Origin of the sequence: Alkalibacterium sp. f15 (assembly GCF_049389645.1) — a bacterium.
Classification (GTDB): domain Bacteria; phylum Bacillota; class Bacilli; order Lactobacillales; family Carnobacteriaceae_A; genus Alkalibacterium.
Genome location: NZ_CP186540.1, coordinates 720,945 through 746,275 on the forward strand (window position 1 = coordinate 720,945; position 25,331 = coordinate 746,275).

21 protein-coding genes are annotated in these 25,331 nt (G+C 38.0%); 3 read left to right on the forward strand and 18 right to left on the reverse strand.

All coding sequences use genetic code 11. The features are described from left to right. Positions 1-7: 7 nt before the first annotated feature. The 14 genes from liaX to ACO1PF_RS03640 form a co-directional block, all read right to left on the reverse strand. A complete protein-coding gene (liaX, locus tag ACO1PF_RS03575) occupies positions 8-1,705 on the reverse strand; it encodes a daptomycin-sensing surface protein LiaX (RefSeq protein ID WP_423189987.1) in 1,698 nt (565 codons plus the stop codon). A 171-nt stretch (positions 1,706-1,876) separates the two neighbouring features. Then, positions 1,877-4,702, reverse strand: coding sequence for an excinuclease ABC subunit UvrA (uvrA, locus tag ACO1PF_RS03580; protein WP_423189988.1), 2,826 nt, complete (start codon positions 4,700-4,702; stop codon positions 1,877-1,879). A gap of 161 nt (positions 4,703-4,863) precedes the next feature. Beyond that, positions 4,864-5,529 (reverse strand): HD domain-containing protein, encoded by a 666-nt coding sequence (locus tag ACO1PF_RS03585; protein WP_423189989.1) that lies wholly within the window; start codon positions 5,527-5,529, stop codon positions 4,864-4,866. Between the two features lie 65 nt (positions 5,530-5,594). After that, entirely contained in the window at positions 5,595-6,731 is a 1,137-nt protein-coding gene (locus ACO1PF_RS03590; RefSeq protein ID WP_423189990.1) for a cation transporter, read from the reverse strand. A 4-nt stretch (positions 6,732-6,735) separates the two neighbouring features. Next, complete coding sequence (locus tag ACO1PF_RS03595) at positions 6,736-7,029, reverse strand: ArsR/SmtB family transcription factor (RefSeq protein WP_423189991.1); 294 nt, start codon at positions 7,027-7,029, stop codon at positions 6,736-6,738. A gap of 148 nt (positions 7,030-7,177) precedes the next feature. Beyond that, the gene (locus tag ACO1PF_RS03600) at positions 7,178-8,374 is read right to left on the reverse strand and encodes a PDZ domain-containing protein (protein WP_423189992.1); all 1,197 of its coding nucleotides are present in this window, start codon (positions 8,372-8,374) and stop codon (positions 7,178-7,180) included. Between the two features lie 397 nt (positions 8,375-8,771). Further along, the gene (gene ftsX / locus ACO1PF_RS03605; RefSeq protein ID WP_423189993.1) at positions 8,772-9,662 is read right to left on the reverse strand and encodes a permease-like cell division protein FtsX; all 891 of its coding nucleotides are present in this window, start codon (positions 9,660-9,662) and stop codon (positions 8,772-8,774) included. Next, on the reverse strand, positions 9,652-10,338 hold the full coding sequence (gene ftsE / locus ACO1PF_RS03610) for a cell division ATP-binding protein FtsE (protein ID WP_423189994.1): 687 nt from the start codon (positions 10,336-10,338) through the stop codon (positions 9,652-9,654). Before ftsE ends, ftsX begins: the two co-directional genes overlap by 11 nt. Positions 10,339-10,764: 426 nt before the next feature. Continuing rightward, a protein-coding gene (gene prfB / locus ACO1PF_RS03615; protein WP_423189995.1) for a peptide chain release factor 2 occupies positions 10,765-11,869 on the reverse strand; the annotation gives its coding sequence in 2 pieces (ribosomal slippage) (positions 10,765-11,805 and positions 11,807-11,869; 1,104 coding nt in all). A 68-nt stretch (positions 11,870-11,937) separates the two neighbouring features. After that, the gene (gene secA, locus ACO1PF_RS03620; RefSeq protein WP_423189996.1) at positions 11,938-14,400 is read right to left on the reverse strand and encodes a preprotein translocase subunit SecA; all 2,463 of its coding nucleotides are present in this window, start codon (positions 14,398-14,400) and stop codon (positions 11,938-11,940) included. 178 nt (positions 14,401-14,578) lie between these two features. Further along, entirely contained in the window at positions 14,579-15,148 is a 570-nt protein-coding gene (gene hpf, locus ACO1PF_RS03625) for a ribosome hibernation-promoting factor, HPF/YfiA family (RefSeq protein WP_423189997.1), read from the reverse strand. A 149-nt stretch (positions 15,149-15,297) separates the two neighbouring features. Then, on the reverse strand, positions 15,298-15,816 hold the full coding sequence (locus tag ACO1PF_RS03630) for a ComF family protein (protein WP_423189998.1): 519 nt from the start codon (positions 15,814-15,816) through the stop codon (positions 15,298-15,300). A gap of 170 nt (positions 15,817-15,986) precedes the next feature. After that, positions 15,987-17,336 (reverse strand): DEAD/DEAH box helicase, encoded by a 1,350-nt coding sequence (locus ACO1PF_RS03635; RefSeq protein ID WP_423189999.1) that lies wholly within the window; start codon positions 17,334-17,336, stop codon positions 15,987-15,989. Positions 17,337-17,466: 130 nt separating this feature from the next. Then, positions 17,467-18,318: a DegV family protein gene (locus ACO1PF_RS03640; RefSeq protein WP_423190000.1), complete on the reverse strand. Its 852-nt coding sequence runs from the start codon at positions 18,316-18,318 to the stop codon at positions 17,467-17,469. Positions 18,319-18,422: 104 nt separating this feature from the next. Here ACO1PF_RS03640 and ACO1PF_RS03645 point away from each other — a divergent pair, with 104 nt between their 5' ends. Together ACO1PF_RS03645 and ACO1PF_RS03650 are read left to right on the forward strand one after the other, a co-directional pair. Continuing rightward, positions 18,423-19,058, forward strand: coding sequence for a YigZ family protein (locus tag ACO1PF_RS03645; protein WP_423190001.1), 636 nt, complete (start codon positions 18,423-18,425; stop codon positions 19,056-19,058). Between the two features lie 158 nt (positions 19,059-19,216). Beyond that, positions 19,217-20,275 carry an LCP family protein gene (locus tag ACO1PF_RS03650; RefSeq protein ID WP_423190002.1) on the forward strand — a complete coding sequence of 353 codons (1,059 nt, stop codon included), beginning with the start codon at positions 19,217-19,219 and terminating at the stop codon, positions 20,273-20,275. A 41-nt stretch (positions 20,276-20,316) separates the two neighbouring features. Here ACO1PF_RS03650 and ACO1PF_RS03655 read toward each other — a convergent pair whose 3' ends face one another. Then, positions 20,317-21,405: a glycosyltransferase family 4 protein gene (locus ACO1PF_RS03655; protein ID WP_423190003.1), complete on the reverse strand. Its 1,089-nt coding sequence runs from the start codon at positions 21,403-21,405 to the stop codon at positions 20,317-20,319. A 134-nt stretch (positions 21,406-21,539) separates the two neighbouring features. Between ACO1PF_RS03655 and ACO1PF_RS03660 the strand changes: the two genes are divergently transcribed. Further along, positions 21,540-22,574 carry an LCP family protein gene (locus tag ACO1PF_RS03660; protein WP_423190004.1) on the forward strand — a complete coding sequence of 345 codons (1,035 nt, stop codon included), beginning with the start codon at positions 21,540-21,542 and terminating at the stop codon, positions 22,572-22,574. A gap of 81 nt (positions 22,575-22,655) precedes the next feature. Here the strand turns inward: ACO1PF_RS03660 and ACO1PF_RS03665 are convergent, their stop codons facing one another. The 3 genes from ACO1PF_RS03665 to nagA are packed head-to-tail and all read right to left on the reverse strand — an operon-like array spanning position 22,656 to position 25,252. Continuing rightward, positions 22,656-23,369 (reverse strand): GntR family transcriptional regulator, encoded by a 714-nt coding sequence (locus ACO1PF_RS03665; protein ID WP_423190005.1) that lies wholly within the window; start codon positions 23,367-23,369, stop codon positions 22,656-22,658. A 37-nt stretch (positions 23,370-23,406) separates the two neighbouring features. Further along, entirely contained in the window at positions 23,407-24,105 is a 699-nt protein-coding gene (locus ACO1PF_RS03670; protein ID WP_423190491.1) for a glucosamine-6-phosphate deaminase, read from the reverse strand. Between the two features lie 10 nt (positions 24,106-24,115). Continuing rightward, complete coding sequence (gene nagA, locus ACO1PF_RS03675; protein WP_423190006.1) at positions 24,116-25,252, reverse strand: N-acetylglucosamine-6-phosphate deacetylase; 1,137 nt, start codon at positions 25,250-25,252, stop codon at positions 24,116-24,118. Positions 25,253-25,331 lie beyond the last annotated feature (79 nt).

The window sequence follows — 25,331 nt, forward strand, 5'->3', positions numbered from 1 at the left end:
TTTCCTTTTATTGATTATCTGTATCTTTGAGCAAAACATTACCCGTTGTGGTCGTTGCATTAAAATCAAATGACGTTTCATCAACCACTCTTTTATATCGTTTCATATTTTCTGACTTCTCGTTTACTTCAACTTCACTTAATCGACTCTTTATTTTACCGAATGTCGTTCTTGCCTGTCCCTCTAAAGTGATATTTTTTGGAAGAGCCAGTTTCACGTTTCCATTAACCGTCGTTGCGTTAAGTCTAGTAATCGTACTATCCATTACAGTGACTTTTATGTCGCCATTCGTCGTAGACAAATCTCCACTTTTAATCGTTCCATCATATACAAGAGAACCATTTACCGAGCTAGCAAGCAGATCTTTTAATTGGCTGTTTTTAATTGTTACCGAACCGTTCGATCCTTTAGCTTCCAGCATTGTTCCACTCAGTCTTTCAAAATTGATTGATCCGTTCGTTGATTTAGCATAAACATCTTTAACCTCAATGTCAGTGACCAATACGTTACCATTCAAGGTATTGATCGATAAATAATCATACATTCTTTCCGGTAAGGTGAGCGTCAAGTCTACATAGATACGTTTATTGGGAACGTGGACTATTAATTTGTCCTCATCTGCAGAAATAGTACTGCGTACGTCAAAAGATTTTTCAGGTGTCTCTTCATCCATTTTTCCATACAGTTTTCCTTTTGCAGATAACTTTATCGTTTGCGTGCTTCCTTTGTTTATAGTAACTTTTCCATTTGCGATCTTTACATCTAAAATGGTTGCTGTCGACTCGTCAAATGCCCACTCTTTACTATACTCCTTGGAAGCCAAGGTTGGAAATTTCAAATTGACATTTTTCCAATCGAAATTATCGAGCACATTATCAAAAGATGTCCGAATCGTTTCTTTAACATCTTTATCAGAGGCTTCTTTCACCCTTTTTTTAAATAGTGTCGACATCTCTTTGCTGGCTTCTTCAATGCGTTTACCTGCTTTTGACAATTCCTCACTGGCTTCTTTTTTCCAATCTTCAGGAATTTCAAAATCAGCTGTCGCTTGTCTAGCTTTAAGTGTCCACTGTTTGACTTTTGAACGGTTCAACTGTTTGACACACTCATTTTTTTCGACAATTAGTTCTGCTTTTTTCTTCTCCAGCTGAGAAACTTCAGCAGTCAGCTCTGTGATACGCTCATCTTCTTCAAAGTCCTGTTCAGTCATTTCAACACGTTCCAGTTCTTGAGAAAGTTTGTCAACTTTATTTCTCAATGCGATTATTTCATTGGTATTGTCTACTTCATCCAGTTGTTTGATTAACCCTAGTTCTTTTTGAACAAGTTGAATTTCTTCTGAAATGGCTATTTTTCTATCTTCAATGTCTAATTGACTATTTTTAGTTAGGCTATTCAATTCAGCATTTTTCTCACTTATTTTTGAATCAACTTCCTTGAGCTGTTGATTCAAATTGTCTAGTTTGACAGAACATTCATTGATCTCTTTGACCAATGCCTCTAGCTCAATTTCAGCCTCTTTTTGGTGTTGTGTTGATTCTGTTTCAGTCTTTTCTTCAACAGGCTGATCTTCTTGTTCAGTGAATTCTTCAGCTTCTACTTTTTTTCCTTCTTTGTTGATTGTATTTTCTAGTAAGTCTAGGCCTTCTTCAATCGATAAAATACCTTTTTTCATCAAGTCTATGATACGTTCTTTTTCATTCATTCAAAGCCCTCCTATATGGGTTCCTTTAATCGATGCACAATAGTTCCACACGTTCTACAATTATTATGCACTATCTATTTTAGAATGTCATAGGACTTACGACTGATTTTTGTATTAAAAATAACTGAACTAATAATTCTCGAAGTAGATCAACAAATAGAAAACAATGCTTTAACCTTTATTCAGCATCTCACTCAAATAGTGACCTGTATAACTCTCTTGGCAATCAGCAACCTCTTCTGGAGTTCCTGTTACAATAACGTTCCCGCCACCTTCGCCACCTTCTGGACCAAGATCTATAATATGATCTGCCACTTTTATGACATCCAGATTATGTTCGATGACAAGCACTGTATTCCCTGCCTCTACTAAACGATCTAAGACTTGCAATAGTCGAGCTATATCATCCGCATGCAGACCGGTCGTTGGTTCATCGAGAATATAAAAGTTATGACCATTCTGTCTTTTGTGCAGTTCACTCGCCAGCTTCATACGCTGAGCTTCCCCACCTGAAAGCGTAGTGGCAGGTTGTCCCAACCGCACATAACCCAGGCCTACATCTATGATTGTCTGCATTTTACGTTCAATTTTCGGGACATTGGCAAAAAAGCTGACAGCTTCATCGATTGTCATCCCTAATACATCAGCAATATTTTTCCCTTTATATTTCACTTCCAGCGTTTCTGAGTTGTAACGTGTTCCATGACATATTTCACAAGGAACATAAACGTCAGGCAAGAAGTGCATTTCGATTTTTAATATCCCGTCACCTCTGCACGATTCACAACGTCCGCCTTTCACATTAAAACTGAACCGTCCTTTTTTATATCCGCGCATCTTAGCTTCATTGGTCTTTGCAAATAAATCACGAATATCATCAAAAACGCTCGTATATGTTGCTGGATTACTCCTTGGTGTGCGCCCGATCGGACTCTGGTCGATATCGATCACTTTTTCCAGTTGTTCATATCCTTCAATTGACTTAAATTTACCTGGTCTCTTTTTAGAACGACTGACTTCTCTTGCCAAAGCTTTATGCAGGATTCCGTTTATTAATGAACTCTTCCCAGAACCGGAGACGCCCGTTACAGCAACAAAGAGACCTAACGGAAAATCAACATCAATATTTTTAAGATTATTTTCCTGAGCACCTTTGATTTTAATGTAACCTTCTTTGTTGGTTCGTCTGGTTTTTGGTATAGGAATTTCTTTTTTCCCTGATAAATAAGCACCAGTGATCGAATTTGGATTTGCCATGATATCGTCTATTGTTCCAGTGGCGACTACTTCTCCACCTTTTTCTCCTGCTCCCGGACCAATATCAATAATATGATCCGCCGCACGCATAGTGTCTTCGTCGTGTTCCACAACAATCAAAGTATTGCCCAAATCTCTCATTTTCTTCAGGGAATCGATCAGACGATTATTATCTCGCTGATGCAATCCAATAGATGGTTCATCTAGTATATAAAGGACACCTGACAAGTTTGATCCGATTTGAGTGGCTAAACGAATCCGCTGTGCTTCACCACCAGATAGCGTTCCCGCTTTACGATTTAAGGTTAGATAATCAAGTCCGACATTTTTCAAAAACGATAACCGTTCTTTTATTTCTTTGTTTATAGGTTTGGCTATGGTTGCATCTTTGGAGGAAAGATTTAAGTTATCAAAAAATTCCAATGCGTGTTCCACAGAAAGCTGACTGATGTCACCAAGGTCTTCTCCTTCTATTTTAACGGCTAAAGCTTCTTCGTTCAAACGCTTTCCATGACAAACAAGACACTCCAATTCAGTCATGTACTGCTGCATAACCTTGCGTGTATAGTCACTATTCGTTTCGTGGTATCGTCTATTTACATTAGGCATTACACCTTCAAATGGAATCATCGTATCACGGACACTACCGAAATCATTTTTATAATGAAAATGAAACTTTTTCTTTTTAGATCCGTTTAGTACGATATCTTTGTGTTTTTTTGGTAAATCTTTGAAAGGAATCGTTGTATCGATGTCAAACGCTTCGCATGCTTGCGATAACATCTGTGGGTAATAACTCGAGCTAATGGGCTGCCATGGAAGTAATGCGCCTTTATCTAAGGAAAGTGTTTTGTCTGGAACAACAAGATCGATATCCACTTCGAGCTTCGTTCCTAATCCATCACATTCTGAACAAGCCCCAAACGGAGCATTAAATGAAAACAGACGTGGCTCCAGTGGTGGTAGCGTAAAGCCACATACTGGACAGGCATAATGTTCGCTAAAGAGTACTTCTTCTTCGCCAATAACATCTGCTATAACGTATCCTTCACCCAACTGCAAGGCAGCTTCCAGAGAATCGAACAAACGAGATCGAATGCCGTCTTTAATTGCTATACGATCTATAATGACATCTATGGAATGATTGACGTTTTTATCCAACTCAATTTCTTCATCAATATCAACCAATTCATTGTCAATTCTGAGTCTGACATAGCCTTCACTTTTTATCTTTTCCAAAACTTTTTTGTGCTGCCCTTTTTTCTCTTTTATTACGGGGGCAAGAATTTGAAGACGTGTTTTTTCTGGATATTCCAAGATCCGATCAACCATTTGTTCGATGGACTGACTGGATATCTCAGTTCCATCATTTGGACAAATTGGTTTCCCGATTCTTGCGTACATCAATCTCAAAAAGTCATTGATTTCAGTAACCGTTCCAACGGTTGACCGCGGGTTATTACTTGTCGTCTTCTGATCGATTGAAATTGCCGGACTGAGTCCTTCGATACTGTCCACATCAGGTTTATCCATTTGACCTAAAAATTGTCTGGCATACGAAGACAGGGATTCGACATATCGACGCTGTCCTTCCGCATAAAGCGTATCAAACGCCAGGGAACTTTTTCCTGACCCTGATAAACCTGTCATCACAACCAGTTTATCTCGCGGAATAGTGATATCTATATTTTTCAAATTATGCGAACGTGCTCCACGTACTACAATTTTATCATTAGCCATACTTTCATCCTACCTTTATTAATCGTCTCTTGTCATATCATTCTCTTATTCATATTGTAAGGTTTTTAATCGATTTATGCGACTATTAGACTCTGAATCGCTACTAAAAGAGAGGAAAGAGTCCTACTCTTTCCTCTCTTCCATTGTTAATTTTAACATATTTACTCGTCTATTGCGAATGTCTGTTCTACTTTGTGGTTCTTTAGAATCGCTCTAGATATTTTTTCTAGTTCTGACTGATTGGTGAACTCACCCTTCAGTAAATCAGGCAATATCTCTGCTAGAAAATATTGCACGCTTACCATTTCTTTGAAGTTTAAAATCGTATCTAATGACTCCTGGTAAATTTCTGTGAAAAGCGATTCTGGATTTCCTTTTTGTATTTCACCAAAAGACTCATAGAGCAGATCGACTTTATCCGCTACTGATAAAATTTTCCCTTCCAAAGTATCATCTTTTCCTTCTTTTAGCCGTTCATGGTAAATGGACTGGAATTCTTCCGGAAACTCTTGCTGTATAAAGTGTTGAGTCATGGATTCTTCGACATGTGCCAAACGATCTCGTAAGTCGGGATCTGCATATTTGACGGGTGTTTTGATATCCCCTATAAAAATTTCTGCATAATCATGATTCAAAGCTTTTTCGTACAATGCTTTCCAGTTAACCTTATTGCCTCTGTTTTCTTCAACTGTTCCCAGAAATTGAGCAACTTTGGTCACTTTAAAGGAATGTTCTGCGACAGAATGTTCCTCATACTTAAATTTTCCGGGACAACGATATATTTTTTCTAAATCACTCAAACTCTTAAAATATTCATGTATTCCCATAATTATCTCCCCTTTTGTTGTCGAATTCACCTAATATTATCAACTTCGCTGTCCCTTATCAACTATTAATCATCAGTTAATATGTTTTTCGGATCATAGACGATCTCGATGGTCGAATGGTGAATAGCATAATTTGATAAAGCTTTTCTGGTTTTTTTCTTGATCGATTCAATCCCATCTATATCTTCCACTGCAGTGCTGATCGTCACCGTCATAGCGTGTTCCTTACCATCAATAGACCAAACATGTAAATGCGAGACATTCGTTACCCCCTCGATTGAAATAATCATTTCTTTTATATTTTTTCGAGACAAGTTTTTAGGTGTCGCATCTAAAAATATCTCAATCGTTTCTCTGAATAAAGGCCACGTTCTATAAACAATAAATCCCGCTATAGCTATGGACAGTAGGGGATCCAAGAAGTACCAGTCTGTAAAGTTTAAAACGACACTCACTAATAAGACGCCCACCCATCCTAAAACATCTTCCATCATATGCAGGTTGATCAAGGATTCATTATTCGACTCTCCGCGACTCATTAACCAGGCGGAAAAACCATTTGCTACTATCGCAGCTATCGAAAGCCAAAACATGCCTTCATGATTGACCGGCTCCGGATTCAATAACCGTGGGACAGCATTAAAGAGAACCACCATCGAGCCGCCTAATAAAATGACAGAAGTAACTAAAGCACCTAATAAAGAAAACCGCTGGTGCCCGAAACTATATTGATCATCGGCTTCTTTGGTAGAGATTTTTTCAAAGTAACTGGCTAATCCAATAGACAGCGCATCACCTAGATCATGAATGGCATCTGTCATAATAGCAATACTGTTAAACAGAAAACCAAAGACGAATTCGATGGCCGAAAAGAATAGATTCAAGCTGAATACAAACATCATTTTTTTTGACGTTTCTTGATTCATTATAGATTCTATACCATGGTGGTGCCCTTGATGGAAATTTGCCTCTTTGCTTTTATGCGTATTTTCGTCTTCAGCCTCCATGTCTGACATTGTGATTTTTTCAAATTCCAAGACTTTTTTTATCTGCTCGATAGCTACATCCGTTTCATCCAGAGTCATTTCATTATTTTCAAAATCTATTTTAACGGCAGAATTGGATGTCAATTTATTCAATTTTTCTTCTAAAATTATAGAACAGTTTTTGCAATGTAAACCATTTAATTTGTATTCGGTCATTTTTCTACCTCTTTTCTTGAACATGTGTGACGACTTGGTTGATCAGTTCATAAACATGCTCATCCATTATAGAGTAGATACGCGTTTTACCCTCTCTGCGTGATTTTACAAGTCTTGCGGCTTTTAAGATTTTTAGTTGATGTGAGACTGCCGATTGTTCCATATTCAGAGTATCTGCTATCGTATTTACATTCATATCATTTAACGATAAATAATATACAACGGCTAACCGATGAGGATCACTTAGTGCTTTAAACAATAACGCTGCACCTTCAAGTGTTTCATTTTCGATTTTCATCTTTACACCTCTTTCATATGTATGTATGTTCATATGTTCATGATACCATTTTTTTATTCCTTTTTCCATCACATAAAAAAAACTCTCCGTTAACGTCATTATCAAGGGATAAACCTTGATAATGACCTCAACTGAGAAGTTAATATATTTAGTATTCGATTTCTTCCAATGTTACAAGTCCCAAATCATGAGCATCTTCTTCATAAATAGGCGTTTCTGCTATGACAAGTTCCCCATCCAATCGTTTCAATTTAAGTTTGCTGTATGAACGATTGTTAAACAAGGATTCGGTAAGGTCTTCTGAAGAGGTCAATTTTACCTGATTCGATTCTACGATGACATCCCCTATTTCAATTGACATTCTCTCGGCTGGACTGTTTGGTCTTACAGCTACGACACGCAATCCATCTTGATCTGGTCCAAATTTAAATGCCCATTTCCTTTCTCGCTGTCTATGTCTATACAGTACATAAACACCTCCAACAAGCATCACAATTAATCCAATTGCACTGAACTCTTCTCTCCAAAATGTCAGTCCCACTAGTAAGACGCTTAATACGCTAAGTAGTGAAAAATCCTTAATAATGGCCTGTTTGGCTTCAGAAGGAAGTTGTGCCTGCACGGTATATCTGAAACCTAAAAGTACAGGTATGATCAAGAACGAATAGGTTTGATTGCCCATTGAAAAAACGGGCCACCAGTCGAAGAGCGCGGTAAACGTTTCGCCCGGTACAATCACGACCAGAGGAATCAGCCATAAAGGTTTCATCCGGTACCTTGCTACTAGCTTACCACGTTTTGTTTTCATAAATCTTGGGACAAATTGATTCGTATTTCCTTTGTTCAAAACAATTATAGTGCTTAGCAATAACAAAACAACTAGAACAAGTATCACTCGGGTACTTTCTAAACTCGTCGATGTCTGACTTAATATAGGACTGTTCCATTGTTCCAGGATATCGCCAAATAATGACGCTTCCGTGACAAAATAACTCAATCCCAACACAGTCAAACCAGCCGTACTAAACGTAAAAATTGGATGAATGAATCTATAGCCTAAACCTAAAAATAACAGCGTCACAATATGATAGACTATGATCCAGTCAATCGTAACCGGCATCCCTATACCCACTGAAAGCAAGGATATGACTGCTCCAGGAATGAGACCCCATGTTATTAATCTTTTAATTTCATAATTTTCTTTATACACAGTCGTTCTGAGCTTACTTCTGGAGTACTTGAAACGTCTGTTTTTGGATAAGAGTGCTAAAACGACACCAATGATGAACGTTGGTTGCAATACAAATAACAAAAGTGCCAGCAAGATATTTTGAAACAATGTCATATTTTTCATCCCTTCGAATCTGTATTTATCTTATTTTATCATATTAAAACAAAACTTACTTTGTTTATACAAAAAACTCCCGATGTGACGGTATGACCTCACATAAGGAGTTTTACTTATACACTAGGATTTAAGGACGTACGAACCCGGCAACATACCTGAGGTACTAGTCAGGTGTAAGTGATCCAAGAGCCGCACGCACCGCTGTATGAGCACCCACGCATATCCTTCGACATGGTAAACGGCCCCAAATTGATAGCAGAACATTAACCATCTTGAAGATGAATTTAAAATACTTTTTACAATTCGTTTAAATACTTTTTTTAACCACGTCGATTTTCCTCTTATCTGCTTTTCTGACTATATGTAAGAAGAGGGAAAACACCCCTCTTTTAAATTAAACTTTCAAGAATTTTCTAATTGACAATGATGATCCAACGCTTCCTATAACTATACCAATAGTTAGAAGTAATACAACGATTTGTAGTAAAAATGGGTTAGGCGGTAATAAACTGAAATATGTGCCCGATAGATATCCCATTAATGTATCAAAACCTCTTAAATAAAAATAGGAAATAATCGATACAGGAATCAACGCTCCAGCAAAACCAATCAGTGCACCTTCGATCAAGAATGGCCATCTAATAAACCAGTTTGTTGCACCCACTAATTTCATGATTTCGATTTCTGTTCTCCTTGAAAAGATAGTAATTCGAATAGTATTGGAAATTAAGAAGACAGCTGTGAATATCAGCGCACCGATTATAACGGCTCCAACATTTCTTACTGTTCCCATCAATTCAAAGAGTCGATCAGCTTCTGCTCCACCGTAGTTGACATTATCAACCACAGGACCTAACTTCTCGGCTTCCTCAGCTACTTCTGATGTGTATTCAGGCAAGGATGTATTTAAAATGAATACGTCATGCAAGGGATTATCGTCCCCTTCAAATAGTCCGAATTCCTCGCCATAGCTTCCCATGACATTATCCAGTTCTTCTTCTCTACTTGAAAACTCAATAGATTCAATATTTCCGATTTCATCCAATTCACTTCTCAAAGCTTCTTGTTCTGACTCTTCCGTTCCGGTTGCAACATAGACCCTCACACTAACGTCTTCTTCGACATCAGACGCTAACTTATTCACATTCATCAAGAGTGCAATTAAACTCCCTACTAATAATAGTGTGATAGCGACAGCACTGATAGCTGCAAATGTCATCCATCCATTACGTTTAATACTTTTAAATGATTCTTTTATATGTCTTCCTGCATTTCTAAATTTCATAACCGTACTCCCCTCTTTCCTGGTCGCGGGCAATACGTCCATTTTCAACAGCTAAAACACGATGTCTCACGCGGTTAACAATCTCGCTGTTGTGCGTTGCCATAATGATCGTCGTACCATGATTATTGATTTCCTCAAGCAAATCCATGATACCCTCTGCCGTTTCCGGATCCAAGTTCCCTGTTGGTTCATCTGCAATGAGTATACGTGGCATATTGGCTATCGCTCTAGCAATCGCAACACGTTGCTGTTCTCCGCCTGATAGTTCATTTGGAAACATGCGTACTTTGTGTTTTAATCCAACTAAATCCAAAACTTCTAACGATCTTTTTTTGATATTCTTAGGATTTTTACCTACCACTTGCATTGCGTATGCAACATTCTCATACACAGTCAAACGTGGTAATAGTTTGAAATCCTGGAACACTACGCCTACGTGTCTTCTTAGGAATGGGATTTTTTTTCTCTTCAAATTCATTAAATCAAATTCGCCCACTTTGACTGTTCCTTTTGTAGGCAGCTCTTCACGGTAAATCATTTTTATGAAGGTTGATTTACCTGCACCACTCGGGCCTACAACATAGACAAACTCTCCTTGGTCGATCGTTACGTCCAACCCATTAATAGCAGTGATGCCATTAGGATATTTTTTATAGACATTTCTCATCTCTATCATTAATTATATCACCTATCTATTTTAGATTTTTATTCTAATCTGGTAAGCAACCTATAACTATTTTCACTTGCTTTTTGTAACCTCACTTAGTATATCATCATTTTCACACAGTTCTGTTTTAAACAAATTACAATATTGTTTCAACGTAATATTTATGTTTTTTTAAAAAAACATAAATTGATGCAATAAATCATATATGAAAAAAATCACCACTTACCTCTTTTTTTCGCCTTTATCCAGATTCAAAAACCCACTTAACTCACATAAAACAACTTTAATTGGGTTTCTCACTCCATTGTTACTTTCGTAGCCTTATCCTTATTTTTCTTGTTATTTTTGTCTAAAATATGACAGTAGCGAATTATTTCCCTAAAATAAAATACAGACCTCCATCTTGGAAGCCTGTATTTACTCATTATTCACTTTTTATCTATTCATTGTTAACCTTAAATAAGCATTGATGAATGGATCGATTTCTCCATCCATAACAGCATCAGTATTTCCTGTTTCCTCATTTGTTCTATGATCTTTCACCATAGCATATGGGTGGAAAACATATGATCTGATTTGAGAGCCCCAACCAATTTCTTTTTGTTCGCCCCTGATTTCTGCCATTTCCTGCTCTTTTTCTTCGATTTCTTTTTGATACAACTTGGCTTTCAACATATTCATTGCTAGTTCTTTATTGGCTATTTGTGAACGTCCGGCTTGACTGGAAGCCACAAGACCCGTTTCTTTATGAGTGATACGTACAGCTGAATCTGTTTTATTGATGTGCTGTCCACCAGCACCACTCGCACGATACGTATCAACACGAATATCATCTGGATTAACAACAATATCTATTTCATCGGTGATTTCCGGAATAACGTCTATAGAAACAAAAGAGGTGTGACGTCTACCATTTGAATCAAAAGGAGAAAGACGGACAAGTCGGTGTACCCCTTTTTCGGCTTTCAATAAGCCATAGGCATTCGTTCCTTTAATCAACAACGTTACACTTTTAATTCCCGCCTCATCACCACTTTGGTAATCAAGGACCTCGTAGGATAGTCCTTTTTTTTCTACCCAACGTGTGTACATGCGGTAAAGCATTTCGCCCCAGTCTTGAGACTCTGTTCCCCCAGCCCCAGGGTGTAATTCCATGATCGCGTTGTTTTTATCATAAGGGTCACTTAATAACATGTCTAATTCATATTGATTGATGACCTGCTCTAATTCAGCTAAATTCGATTCGATTTCGGATTGTATCTCTTCATCTTCTTCATCTCTCAACATATCGATCAAGATGGCAATCTCTTCGATCGTTTCTTCCATATTTTTAAAAGTTTGATAAGCATCTTTTTTTTCATTGCCTTCTTTAATAACCATTTGCGCTTCCTCTTGATCATCCCAAAAAGTAGGATCGGCCATTTTTTGATCAAATTCAGCGATATCTGTTTCAAGTTTTTCTAAGTCAAAGAGACCCCCTAAAGTCTTCGACTTTAAGTTTTGCTGCATTTAATTTATTTGTCATTTCACTTATTTCCATCATTTGCCTCCGTTTTATATAGCTGAAAAGGAACAGATAAACTATCCATTCCTTTTCCAGGTTTAATATTATCCCAATTGTGTGTGTACTTCCTCATCATGCGAGTGAGATTTTTTCTCAACTGCACGATGTGCTTGTTTTTTATTACCGTTTGGTGTTGCCTGTTCACGTTTCAAGTTTTGTCTGATTTGAGATTTCATTAACAGACGAGTCACATCATGTTCAATTTCACCAATCATTTCTTCAAACAACGTGAAGCCTTCTTGTTGATATTCTGTTAATGGATTAAATTGTCCATATGAGCGCAAGCCAATCCCTTGTCTTAATTGATCCATCTGATCAATATGATCTGTCCATTTCTTGTCAACAACACGCAAGACAACCACTTTTTCAAATTCAAGCACTTGATCTTTCCCATTAAGCTGAGATGTTTTTTCTTCATAATTTGCCAGAGATAAATCAATTAAAATTCCCTCGATTTGACTTGCTGATTTCCCTTTTAAATCTTCAACTGATAAATCATCAGGATGAACCAGGGTCGTGTGTGCAAAATCTTCGATGTGTTCTAGATTCCATTTTGTAGAGTCTTCCTGCTGAGTGTTCAATTGAACAAAACGTTCTATTGTGCGTTTGATCATAGGAACTGCAACATAATTTAGTGACTCTTCTTCCAATATCACTTTTAAACGTTGAGAGTAAATAACTTCACGCTGTTCACGCATAACATCATCATATTTCAGTACGTTACGACGTGTGTCATAGTTATTTCCTTCTACACGTTTTTGAGCTGATTCAACTTGACGGCTGATCATTCTGCTTTGAATGACAGCATCATCTTCGGTAATTTTAAGTTGCTCAAGGACCATTCGGATACGTTCAGATCCAAAACGTTTCATCAAGTCATCTTCAAGAGAAAGATAAAACTGGGAAACCCCAGGATCGCCTTGACGACCCGAACGTCCTCTTAATTGATTATCAATACGTCTTGATTCATGACGTTCAGTCCCAATAACTGCTAATCCACCAAGTTCTTTAACGCCGGGACCTAATTTGATATCTGTCCCACGACCAGCCATGTTCGTTGCAATCGTGACGGCACCGGGTTGTCCGGCATTCACGACGATTTCAGCTTCACGGAAGTTGTTTTTCGCATTCAAGACTTCGTGTGGAATGCCTTCTCTTTTGAGAAGATCGCTGATTACTTCAGATGTTTCGACAGCCACTGTACCAACGAGTACCGGTTGCCCTTTACCGTGACGCTCTCTAATATCTTCAGCTACAGCATTAAATTTGCTTTCAAGCGTTGGATAAAGCAAATCATCACGGTCATCACGGATTAACGGACGGTTAGTAGGAATGGCAATGACATTCATGTTATAAATCTCTCTAAATTCTTCTTCTTCAGTTTTCGCTGTACCTGTCATCCCAGACAATTTTTTATACATACGGAAGTAGTTTTGGAATGTAATAGTCGCCATTGTTTTAGATTCTTTTTGAATCTCGACATTTTCTTTTGCTTCTATTGCCTGATGCAAGCCATCTGAATAGCGACGACCCTCCATAAGACGACCAGTAAATTGGTCAACAATCTTCACTGCATTATCAGCCACAACATAATCAATATCACGTAACATAATATAATTCGCACGTAAAGCTTGATCGACGTGATGTACGAGTGCTTGATTTTCAATGTCATACAAGTTGGTCACATGGAAGGTGCTTTCAGCTTTTTCAATCCCTTCTTCAGTTAAAGAAATGGATTTAGAAGATAAATCGATCGTGTAATCCTCTTCCTCTTTCAGACCTTTGATAAAGAAATCACAACGTGTGTAGAATGATGTCGATTTGTTTGCTTGGCCAGAAATAATCAGCGGTGTTCGCGCTTCGTCGACCAAAATCGAGTCGACCTCATCCAGAATAGCAAAATTCAGTGGACGTTGAGCCATTTGTTCTTTGTAAACGACCATATTGTCTCTAAGATAATCGAATCCTAATTCATTATTCGTTGAATAAGTAATATCGCAGAGATAGGCCTCTTTTTTTTCAGCAGACGTTTTTGAATTCAGGTTTAACCCAACTGTCAGTCCCATCCATCTGTATAATTCACCCATTTCTTCTGCATCACGTGTCGCCAAATAATCGTTGACAGTTACGACGTGTACGCCTTCACCAGAAATAGCATTCAAGTAAACAGGCATCGTAGCGGTAAGAGTCTTCCCTTCACCGGTTTTCATTTCAGAAATATTCCCTTCATGTAAGGAAATACCCCCCATTAATTGAACTCTAAACGGGTACAACCCTAAGACACGGCGTGCGGCTTCTCTCACTGTCGCAAACGTTTCAACGAGCAAGTCGTCTAGTGTTTCACCTTTCGCATAGCGGTTTTTAAATTCTACAGTTTTTGCTTTTAACTCGTCATCATTTAAAGCTTCCATCTGAGCACTTAATGCTTCAATTTTGTCAGCTGACTTACCATATCTTTTTAAAATTTTATTATCGTTTTCAAATATTCTTTTTAATAAATGAGCCATGAATACAAATCTCCTCTATCGTTTCATTTCTACTACTATACTTCCGGAATTTATCATACCGTGTAATTGTACCATTATTCAGGTTCAAATAAAAGACTTGTTCCCATAAATATAGACAACTCCTCCATATTTATCCAATAAAAAAAGACGAGCATATTCGCTCGTCTTTTTATTGAAATTAATCTGTTTCAATTAATCCGTATTTCCCATCATTACGTTTATAAACGATACTAGTACCATTGGTGTCAGCATCTTCAAAAATGAAGAAATTATGACCCAACATGTCCATTTGCAGAACAGCCTCTTCAGCATCCATCGGTTTTAAGCTTAAACGTTTTGTTCGTACAATTGATGCGCTTAATTCTAAATCATCGTCGTCATCCATATTTAAGTCTGCCCATAAATCAGAGTCAGTGGGCTGAGGTGCATCCACACCTTGTGTACGACGATTCTTACGGTTGATTTTTGTTTTATATTTTCTCATTTGACGTTCTAATTTATCGACAACTAAGTCGACGCTTCCATACAAATCTGGGGAAGTTTCCTCCGCACGTAAAACAACATATGGGAGTGGAACAGTGACTTCTACTTTAGCCGTTTTATCAGAATAAGTTTTCAAATTGACATGTGCATTTGCTTCCGGCACATCATTAAAATATTTTTCAATCTTACCGACTTTCTTTTCTACGTATTCTCTTATGGCTTGAGTCACCTCAATGTTTTCGCCTCTAACATTGTATCTAAGCATAATACTTCACCCTTCCAAATCTAGTATAGTCTTGACCATACATACTGATCAGTACCATCTCCAAGCAAAACGATTATGTTTGCTTGAACTAATTATACATGATAGCGTTCCCTTTCTCAATGAAAGTACACTTTATTGAGCCACTAAAATTATCTGAACAGAGAAAAGGTCTCGATCCGCTTGGGTGAATACTGTTTCAAGGCATCGGCAGCATGAAACAACGTTCGTCCTGTCGTGTATAGATCATCCACCAATAGTATCGAGGCGTCTGTGACAAGTGACTTCATCTCAGCTTTAAGTAAGAAAGGTTGCTGTGTTTTCATTCGATCAGCTTTGTTTTTCTTGGACTGTTTCTCCCCTTCCCCTCCGTTTTCAAGAGCTTTTATGTACGGGATATCAGCGCTGTCTAGTAACAATTCAACTTGATTGAACCCTCTTATTCGCTTGCTATCTTGACTGATCGGAATGGGAATAATACAGGATCGTTTAGCAATCGGTCCCAAATAAACTCTCAATTCACTCGCGAATAAAGACGACAACTCGCAGTCACCCACAATCTTGTATTTCTCCATATAAGCTTTGGCAAATTCATTATAATAAAATAAACTGTGATGTTTAAAGTCGTACTCCGGGTATGCTTTTTTCCAGTTTCTACAATCTAAACACAAATCATCCTCCGATATTTTTTCGCACCCTGCACATCTCCCAGTCGTTTCACTTACGGGCTTTAATTGGCTATAACAATGATCACACATTTGTTTAGGCGTTTTATTAAGGTAAAACAGATTAGAAAATGACAAACTATCTTCAATATTTTCAAGGCACCACAAACACTGAGTCAATGGATCAATCCTCTTTTCTGAGCCAAGTGATTCATTTGTCTGATTTGTTTCAGCGCTTTTTTCATGGCGCGCGTCCAATCCTGATGATAAAATGTAACATTACCAGTAGGATGATTTTCCGATCTTCCTACTCTACCAGAAATTTGAACAAGTGCGGCTTCGGTATACACATGATGATCTGCACGCCAGATAATAACGTCAATGTTTTCAAAAGTTACTCCCCGCTCCAAAATGGTCGTAGTCATCAAAAAGTCCAATTCTCCATTCCTCATTTTCTGCACTTTTTCTTTCCGGTCGGTGTCTTTGGAATGTACACATTCAAATGATGCTCTTTGAAAAATCGTATGAAAAACAGGTTGCATTTTTTCCATTAAGGCTATTGTAGGTACAAAAATCAAAAACCGCTTTTCTAGTTCGATCAATCGTTTCATATGTTTGATCAAACGAGTTTGCGCGGCCTTTTTGTAATCCATCAAATCACCTCTTTGATAAACTGCCTTCGGAACAGGCAAGGCATGCCCGTGGTATCTGGCTGGCAAGACAACTGCCTCTGTCAGCTTGTTTTCCATTCGTAACTGCATAGGCTTATCCGGCGTCGCCGTTAAATAAATGAGGCTCGACAAGGTTTTTCGGGATTTGTTTGTGGCGAAATTAAGCGCTGCATTCATATGATAGGGAAAAGCATCCACCTCATCGATAATAACCACATCAAACGCCTCCTTAAATCGGTATAGTTGATGCGTTGTTGCAATGACCAGTTGCGTGTACCGGTAGCCTTCCTCTGCTCCACCATATAGCACAGCGATCGGGATCGCTGGGAAGACACGTTGTATCCGCGGGGCCAATTCGAGACACACATCGATACGTGGTGAAGCTATGCAGACACGTTTATTACTTTCTAACGCTCTTTGAATCCCCTGAAAGAGCATTTCTGTTTTACCGGCACCAGCTACAGCCCAAACGATTAATTCTTTATTCTCTGTGATACTTTTGGTAATCACTATAGAAGCTTCACTTTGCTGATCTGACAATTTCCCATTCCACTTTAGATAGGGTTTTGGGTATGTATCAAATTGATTAGGTTCTGGCAGTGAATAAAGTTGAGCGCATTCCCTTACTTTACCTAGAACAATACATTCTCTGCAATACAGACAATCCCCCCCGCAAATACATGGATAAGGTTTTGACAATTCAGAACACGTTGAACAGCGTGCACAGCTTTTCCTCCCGTCACTAATAATAAAAGCAGGTTCAACACAGAGACGATTTCTTATTTCTTCAGTCAGTTCAAAACCAACTTCCTCTTTCAATAAACTTCTTCCGTATACTAACGAATAGTCTGACATTTTTCTTCATCCCTTAACTAATTGCTTACTACTATTATTTACATACAAATAAAAAAATGACTTTTTTGGGCAAAAAAAAAGCATCAAGTAATTGATGCTTTGAAATAATAGTATAATAGCAAATGACAGTTTAGTGGATATCTTTTGTCCATGACATCCCGATGGCTCCTTCACCTGTATGAACGCCGACAACGGGGCCTAAAAAACTGGAGGTAAACCGTACTGTAGGAAACTTAGCTTCTAAATGTTCCTTGAATACTTGCGCTTCTTCTTCACAATACGCGTGTACGATCGTTGCCACGATAGGATAGTCTTTGTTCATAACTGATTCTTCGAGTAACGCTTCAATTTTTCTCAAGGCTTTCTTTTTAGTTCTAATTTTGTCGTAGGCAACAATTTCACCTGCTCTAAAAGTCAAAACGGGCTTGATTTTAAGTGCCGTTGCTACACCACCCGCAGCTCTCGATAATCGTCCGCCTTTTATTAAATTAGTCAAGTCGTCAACAATAAAATAAATCTCTAATTCTTTTTTTATTTTATCTAACTCATCAATGATTACGTTAATTGATTGTTCCTCTTTAGCCAATTTCATTGCAGCTCTCACAAGAAAAGCTTGTCCGGCACCGGCCAGTTCAGAATCATATGGATAAATAGTAATACCTTCTATAGAGTTGGCAACACTATAAGCATTTTGAAACGTCCCGGATATCCGACCAGATAAATGTATACTGATAATGGCGTCATAGTCATCTTGCAATTCTTGATACAGCGTTGTTAAATCTCCTACTGTGGGTTGCGAACTTGTAGGAAGTTGTTCACAATCTCTCACTTTTTCAAAAAATTCATTTGATGTAATGTCTACTTCTTCTTTGTATACTTCATTTTTAAAAATGACAGACAACGGGACGAAGTAAACGTTATCCTGTTCATACTCTTCTTTGTTTAAGTATGCTGTACTATCTGTTACAATGGCTATACGCATTTTTTCACCTCACTTCCTTAAAAATCAACCGTGTAAATACCCTTATACTATAGCATGTATTCTATTATACACCAACTTTGTGACTAATTGAAAGGGACGGAATTATGAAAAATTATCGAACAATTCGTGAGCATGGCTCACACGAAATACATATAAAAAAGTCTCGCTTTATTTGCACGCTTAAGCGCACCGAATCCGAAAGAGAAGCTGTATCATTTATTGACCAGATTAAAAAAGAACATTATAAAGCTAGTCACAATTGTTACGCTTATTTAATTGGTGAGTCTAATCATATTCAACGCGCTTTTGATGATGGTGAACCAAGCGGGACGGCTGGCGTACCCATCCTGGAAGTTCTAAAAAAAAGAAATGTTAAAAATGTTACAGCTGTTGTTACTCGCTATTTTGGTGGAACCAAGTTAGGCGCAGGCGGACTCATTCGAGCATACGGACAAGTCACGAACGAAGCGCTCAATCATATTGGAATCGTTGAAAAACAGCTTCAACAATTTGTTTCAGTATCTGTCTCCTATCCGGTGAGCGGTAAACTTCAAAGTGTATTAGAGGAGTCCGCTTATACGATCTACTCCACTGACTATACCTCCGAAGTAACTTATAATTGTCTTATACCTATAGAAAAAGTAGATGTTTTCATGGGAGAAGCAATGAATTGGACAAGCGGGAATGTCACATTTAAATCAGGAACGAAAGCATGGATAGAAGTCTCTGTTGCCAATTAAAAAAATGATATTTTATAAATAAGTACGATTCATGAACAACTCGCTATAACCGACTGTTTCTATTTCGTCAGTTTCCCCGTCCTATCTTGACACGTGAGTCATTTAGCATAATAATAGTAAAGAATCGTCTTTCAACTCACTTTAAAGGAGTAACCCTATTGTCTTATCAAACAAATCAGTCTAACTTTTCTCGAAAACATTTAAATAATCAAAAGAAGAAGAAAAAGCAACGCATCATTTTGAGCATATTGATTCCACTGTTTACAATTATATTGATTGGTACGGTATATTTCGCTAAACTTTTTGCGACAATTGGAAATGAAATTGATGCATCATTCGCCGAGATAGACCGGCAAGTGCCTATCGAAAAAGTTAATCCTATTGACGAACCTGTTTCATTCTTATTCTTAGGTGTAGACAATAATGAAGACCGTCAACTCGATTCCACCCGTGCTGACTCTATCATCTACGCTACCATTAACCCGATGACACACGAGATGAATATGGTTTCCATTCCCAGAGATACATTCGTACCAATCAAGCATAAAGGGGAAACTATTCGCTTTGATCGGATCAATGCTGCTTACGCTGTCGGACAAGAGAGCGCTATGGTTCAAACCGTCGAAGAATGGCTGGATGTTCCTATTCATTATTATGCAACTTTTAATTTCACCGCCTTTTTGGATATTATAGATGAACTCGGTGGAATCGAAATGGACGTGCCTGTTGCAATAAGCGAAATGGATTCCAATGATAGGATGGGTTCAATCAATCTGGAAAAAGGATTGCAGACTCTGAATGGTGAAGAAGCCTTGGCTTTAGCTCGTACACGCAAACTTGATGATGATGTGAACCGTGGTCATCGTCAGCAGTTGATTATTGAAGCTATCATAAAAAAAGCATTAAATTTCGAATCACTTACTAAGTATACTGCCATAGCTGAAACCGTAGGCAACAATATGCAGACCAATCTGCGGATGCGTGATATGACAGCTATTGCACAAACCGGTTTAAACGACTCATTTACGATCTCGACACATGTCTTTGAATGGTCAAGTTTTACGGAGCGAGGAATGGATTTAGTTAAAATCAAACCAGAGAGTTTTGACACCATTCAAAACGAATTAGAAAACTCGTTAAATAGCACAGCAACGTCACCAGAGTCTTTGCTTTATGATGACGAACCCACTACGAGCAAAAATAGTACATCAAATTAAAAAAAACCTCATGAATTATCTTCTATAATTCATGAGGTTTTTTATTTATTTAATTTTTGTACGAAAGTTTTAATTACATTTAAAATAGGCCGTTTACCTTCACCAACAAGACCGATGAGTTCTACAAACAGGATGACGCCTATGACTACGAAAAGCGTCAGTAAAATCGATCCAATAAGTGTAGAAAAATTGTAGAGCAAAGCAATAATTGAAAAGATGGCAGAAACACTATAAATGGCTAAAACTGTTTGCTTATGTGACAGCCCTATGATCATAAAACGATGATGAATATGACTTCTATCTGCGGTAACGATGGATTGCTTGTTCAACTTTCTTCTTATCATAGCAAATAGGGTATCCGTTACGGGAATACCTAAGATAATGATAGGTAATCCTAGAGAAATAAGTGTTGCATTTTTTAATCCCTGCAAAGAAAAAACGCTTATCATAAAACCTAAAAACAATGCTCCGGTATCGCCAAGAAAAATACTGGCCGGATAAAAATTATATGGCCAAAAACCTGCTATAGCAGCAACCAAAATAAAAATCATCACAGAAATAGAAACTTCTTCAATAGTCAGAAAGAAAAAACCGATTATTCCCATTGTTGTTAAAGCAATCATTGAAATCCCACTGGCTAATCCATCTAGGCCATCTATAAGATTGATGGCATTAGTAAAACCTGTTATCCAAATAATGGTGAATGGAAGTTGAAAAGAACCGAATTCTATCGTACCTAAGTAAGGGATCGTCATCGTTTCCAGGGCAACATCACCATAAAAATAGATGAAACTAGCTGCAATGATAATCCCGAGTAATTTCAACAAAGGAGACAGTTCAAACAGATCATCAAGGATTCCTGTCATTATGATCACTGAAGAGGCTGCGAATAAAGGGATCAACTGGTTATTAGGAATAGGTACCAAGAAAAAAGTGGCCAGATAAAATGATAGATAAATTATTATACCACCCATAGTTGGCATTCTTTTCTCATGACTTCTTCTTGCTTTCGGTTCTGGATCATCGACGATGTTCCACTTGTCAGCCAGTCTTATAAATACTGGTGTTAATATTAGTGAGAGTACCATCGTAAATATGCTAACGATCAGTACAACATACATATCAAACATAATCATTCTCTTTTCATGCTCTTTTAAGAGCATTATAGCATTCTAAACCTCGAAAATACAATTGCAATTAAACGACAACTAGATTAAACTTAGAAGAAGATGATGTCCATTTCCCCTTTAGAAAAGAGGTCCCCATGCGATCAGACAAACATATTGATAAACAACAGCGAGTTAAACGGCTTAAACGGCTTTCACTTATCTTAGGCATAATTTTTTTCTTGACTTTCGGTATTATTGCGGGTTATTTTGCTAATGAAGTGAGAGAATTTCTTGATGATGTCAATAAAGATACCCCTGAAGAACTGAAAGACACCAGTGAACAAGATGCCTCACTTAAAGATTTGCAGCCCATTTCTTTTCTCCTCTTAGGTTTAGATGCAGAAGGAGAAGGAGGAGCTACACGAACTGATTCAATTATGATTGCGACAGTCAATCCAAAAAAAGAATCAACAAAGATAATTTCCATCCCTCGCGATACATTGATCACCTTACCTAACAGCAACGAACAAGAGAAATTCAATGCTATTTATCCTATTAATGGTATTGCAGGTTTAATTGATTTCGTCGAGGATTACTTAACGATTCCGATTTCTTTCTATGCCACATTGAACTTTGAGGGGCTGGTTGATCTTGTTGATGCTGTTGGCGGTATCACTGTAGATTCCCCTTTGTCTTTCACTGTCCAAGACAGCGATGAGACGGCGGATGCCATTGTCATCGAAGAAGGTATTCAAGAAGTGAATGGCGAAGAAGCACTCGGGTTTGCACGGATGAGAAAGCAGGATCCAAGAGGTGACTTTGGTAGACAAGACCGTCAACGTAAAGTGATCGAGGCAGTGATCGATGAACTTCTATCATTTAATTCAGTGACTAATCTCACACCGATTCTTAATGCCGTTCGTCCTAATCTGCAAACAAATATGTCAGGTCAGCAAATCCTCACAGTTGCTTCTAATTATACTGATGCAGCCAAAAGCATTGAATCTGTCGAACTCTCTGGTGCAGCAGAATATGTTTATTTCCCTTCTTACGGTCATGACCTGTACGTATGGAATCCTTATGAAGAATCCTTAGACGAAGCTAGACGCACATTACGTGAACACCTTGAACTAGATCCGTCATCAGAAGAACTCCCCGAAGAAAACGGTGATGACGAAATCGATAATTAAAAAAAGAATGTCCCCCCACTTTATTGACTACACCTAAGATATTTTTATCCGGTTAGTTTGTAAAGTTAGGAGACATTCTTTTTAATTACTCTTTGCTTCAATAAAAAATTCGTAACGGGACCCGACATACTGAGCTCTGACATATTCGAAAGGTTTTTCTTCCTGAGTGTAACTCACTTGTTTCAATCTTAAAACTGGTGACTCTCTCTTGACATTCAACATATCGGCTACATACTCTGATGCCCAAGTTGCGGATATAACTTGTTCAGCCCGAGCGACATGGTACCCAATATCTGCAAGTGATTGGTATAAATGTTGTTTCAAGTCTTCTTTGCTGATTCCACTCACAATATGATAAGGAATAGTCGCAACCTCAAAACATAAGGGGGTGTTATCTGCATATCGTATGCGTTCCATGACCAACACTTCTTCATCCTGTTTAATTTGTAGTTTTTCGGCTTCACTCTCACTTGCATGTTTAGTATAAAAAGAAACAAGTTTACTCGAGGGGGTTTTTCCGATTTTTTCAATGGTTTCAGTAAAACTTGGAATACCACTCAATTTTTCTCTGACTTTATCCGATGCAACAAATGTCCCCGCACCTTGTTTCCGCTCCAACAACCCCTCTTCAACTAAAGAACTCACTGCTTGTCTAGCCGTCATCCGACTGACATTAAATTCAGTTGCCAGTGCACGTTCAGAAGGTATTTTTTGACCTTTGTTCCATTCTTTTGACAATACTTTTTGTCTTAAATCATTGTGCATGGCGATATAAACAGGTACTTTTTTTGACATAATGTTTCCTTCCTTGCAAGTTAACTGGTCTCATATATTATAACTGGCTAGCGGCCTCTTCATCAACAATAATGACGACATCAGAATGTTTCTGTAAGATGCTGGCAGGAACATCTTCATTGACAGCTCCATTCACTGTTTTCGCGATGGCTTCTGCTTTGTTTTGACCATAAGCAATCAATATAATTTTTTTGGCTGCCATAATGGAGGCAATACCCATTGAATAGGCAGATTTGGGTACATCTTTTTCAGAATCAAAATTACGTTTATTTGCTTCAATAGTCTCCTCAGTTAGCTCAACTTTCTGTGTTTTGGTATCAAAAGATGTTCCCGGCTCATTGAAACCGATATGTGCATTTGTACCTATACCTAGAATTTGAACATCAATGGGATGCTTATCTAAAATATCATTGTACCGTTTTACTTCAGTTTCTTCGGGTGCCATACCATTTGGAATATGCGTTTCTTTAAACGGTTTTTTTTCAAACAATTGCTTTTGCATGAAAGTCTTATAACTCTGTGGATGATCACTATCAAGTCCAATATATTCATCCAAATTGATAGCGATCTTATCTGAAAAGTCAATATCACTTGATCTTAACTCTTTGTATAACGTTTCAGGGGTGCTACCGGTGGCTAGCCCAAAAACGGTTGCGCCTTCATTTGTTGCTTTTTGTATAAGTTGAAACGCCACTTTAGCGCCTTCTTCTTTATTTTTAACGATCTCAATTTTCATATTTGATGGATTAGTTGAATTCATTGATATTTCCTCCTAGGATTGTTTGTTTCACTGTTAAGTCTTCATCTAGTACGACCATATCTGCATCAAAACTTGGATTTAATTGGCCTTTAGAAGCTAAATTAAACTCTTTAGCCTGGTTGAATGAGCTCATTTTGACCGCTTCTAACATTGAACAACCTGTAAAAGTCATCATGTTTTTGAATGCGTCTATAAAGGTCAGTACGCTCCCTGCTAAGGAACCATTGCTTAGACGTGCTTGTTTGTCTTTCACAATGACTTTCTGCCCCCCTAGCTCACTCTCACCTTCCGGATAACCTTTGGCGCGCATAGCGTCTGTAATCAATTGAATCCCGTCCGCACCTTTTGTTTTATAAGCGAGTTTTACCATTTCCTCCGAGATATGAAACCCATCGACGATCATTTCAACGCTTACGCCGTCTTCTAGTAAACCGTATCCACTGACCCCAATTTCTCTATGGTGTAAGCCTAATTGGCCGTTAAAAAGATGTGTGATGTGCGTGGCCTTTGATTCTTTGAGTTGCTTGTATGTCGCACCTGAATGGCCTGCAGATAAGATGATATCATTATCTTGACAATACTCTTCAAACTCTGATACTTCACCCGTTTCCGGGGCATAAGTAATGAGGCGGATACGCTCTCCACTTAATTCCTGCCATTTTTTCAGTGTATCAAGCTGAGCAACACGAATATATTCTTCCGGCTGAGCGCCTTTGAATTTTTTTGATATAAACGGTCCTTCCACATGAATGCCTTGAATCATCGGATTCATACTCGCCGCTTTATCGATTGCTTTTAAAGCAGCTTCAATATTTTCATCTGATTGGGTCATTGTTGTTGGGAAATATGAAGTGATTCCTTCTTCTAACATTTTATACGTCATGTCACTAATTTTCCCGGCATCCGCATCCATGTTATCCACACCATAACCACCGTGGCTGTGGACATCAATAAAACCCGGCACAATAAAATGGCCGCGTAAATCCGCTTCTTCATCCTCTACTTGTTTAGTATAATGTTCCATTTTACCTACACCGATTATTTCATCAGAGAAACGGATATACCCATTTTCAATTTCTCCCTCGCCGGTAAAGATATGAGCGTTAGTGTATACTTTCGTCACAAAGAATCCTCCTTTTTTATTGTTGCTAATTTAATGCGTAACAATAATGAGCAACATCTTTGTATTCATTGAAAAACAC

What these genes read in the sequence shown, in the direction of transcription:
- ACO1PF_RS03655 (WP_423190003.1), bottom strand. Translation starts at nt 21,405, where the DNA reads ATGTTTGATATGTATGTTGTACTGATCGTTAGCATATTTACGATGGTA.
- ACO1PF_RS03635 (WP_423189999.1), bottom strand. Translation starts at nt 17,336, where the DNA reads ATGTCAGACTATTCGTTAGTATACGGAAGAAGTTTATTGAAAGAGGAA.
- ACO1PF_RS03590 (WP_423189990.1), bottom strand. Translation starts at nt 6,731, where the DNA reads ATGACCGAATACAAATTAAATGGTTTACATTGCAAAAACTGTTCTATA.
- ftsX (WP_423189993.1), bottom strand. Translation starts at nt 9,662, where the DNA reads ATGAAATTTAGAAATGCAGGAAGACATATAAAAGAATCATTTAAAAGT.
- ACO1PF_RS03640 (WP_423190000.1), bottom strand. Translation starts at nt 18,318, where the DNA reads ATGCGTATAGCCATTGTAACAGATAGTACAGCATACTTAAACAAAGAA.
- liaX (WP_423189987.1), bottom strand. Translation starts at nt 1,705, where the DNA reads ATGAATGAAAAAGAACGTATCATAGACTTGATGAAAAAAGGTATTTTA.
- ACO1PF_RS03670 (WP_423190491.1), bottom strand. Translation starts at nt 24,105, where the DNA reads ATGAAAATTGAGATCGTTAAAAATAAAGAAGAAGGCGCTAAAGTGGCG.
- ACO1PF_RS03645 (WP_423190001.1), top strand. Translation starts at nt 18,423, where the DNA reads ATGAAAAATTATCGAACAATTCGTGAGCATGGCTCACACGAAATACAT.
- ACO1PF_RS03660 (WP_423190004.1), top strand. Translation starts at nt 21,540, where the DNA reads ATGCGATCAGACAAACATATTGATAAACAACAGCGAGTTAAACGGCTT.
- ACO1PF_RS03665 (WP_423190005.1), bottom strand. Translation starts at nt 23,369, where the DNA reads ATGTCAAAAAAAGTACCTGTTTATATCGCCATGCACAATGATTTAAGA.
- ACO1PF_RS03600 (WP_423189992.1), bottom strand. Translation starts at nt 8,374, where the DNA reads ATGACATTGTTTCAAAATATCTTGCTGGCACTTTTGTTATTTGTATTG.
- secA (WP_423189996.1), bottom strand. Translation starts at nt 14,400, where the DNA reads ATGGCTCATTTATTAAAAAGAATATTTGAAAACGATAATAAAATTTTA.
- ACO1PF_RS03585 (WP_423189989.1), bottom strand. Translation starts at nt 5,529, where the DNA reads ATGGGAATACATGAATATTTTAAGAGTTTGAGTGATTTAGAAAAAATA.
- uvrA (WP_423189988.1), bottom strand. Translation starts at nt 4,702, where the DNA reads ATGGCTAATGATAAAATTGTAGTACGTGGAGCACGTTCGCATAATTTG.
- hpf (WP_423189997.1), bottom strand. Translation starts at nt 15,148, where the DNA reads ATGCTTAGATACAATGTTAGAGGCGAAAACATTGAGGTGACTCAAGCC.
- ftsE (WP_423189994.1), bottom strand. Translation starts at nt 10,338, where the DNA reads ATGATAGAGATGAGAAATGTCTATAAAAAATATCCTAATGGCATCACT.
- ACO1PF_RS03595 (WP_423189991.1), bottom strand. Translation starts at nt 7,029, where the DNA reads ATGAAAATCGAAAATGAAACACTTGAAGGTGCAGCGTTATTGTTTAAA.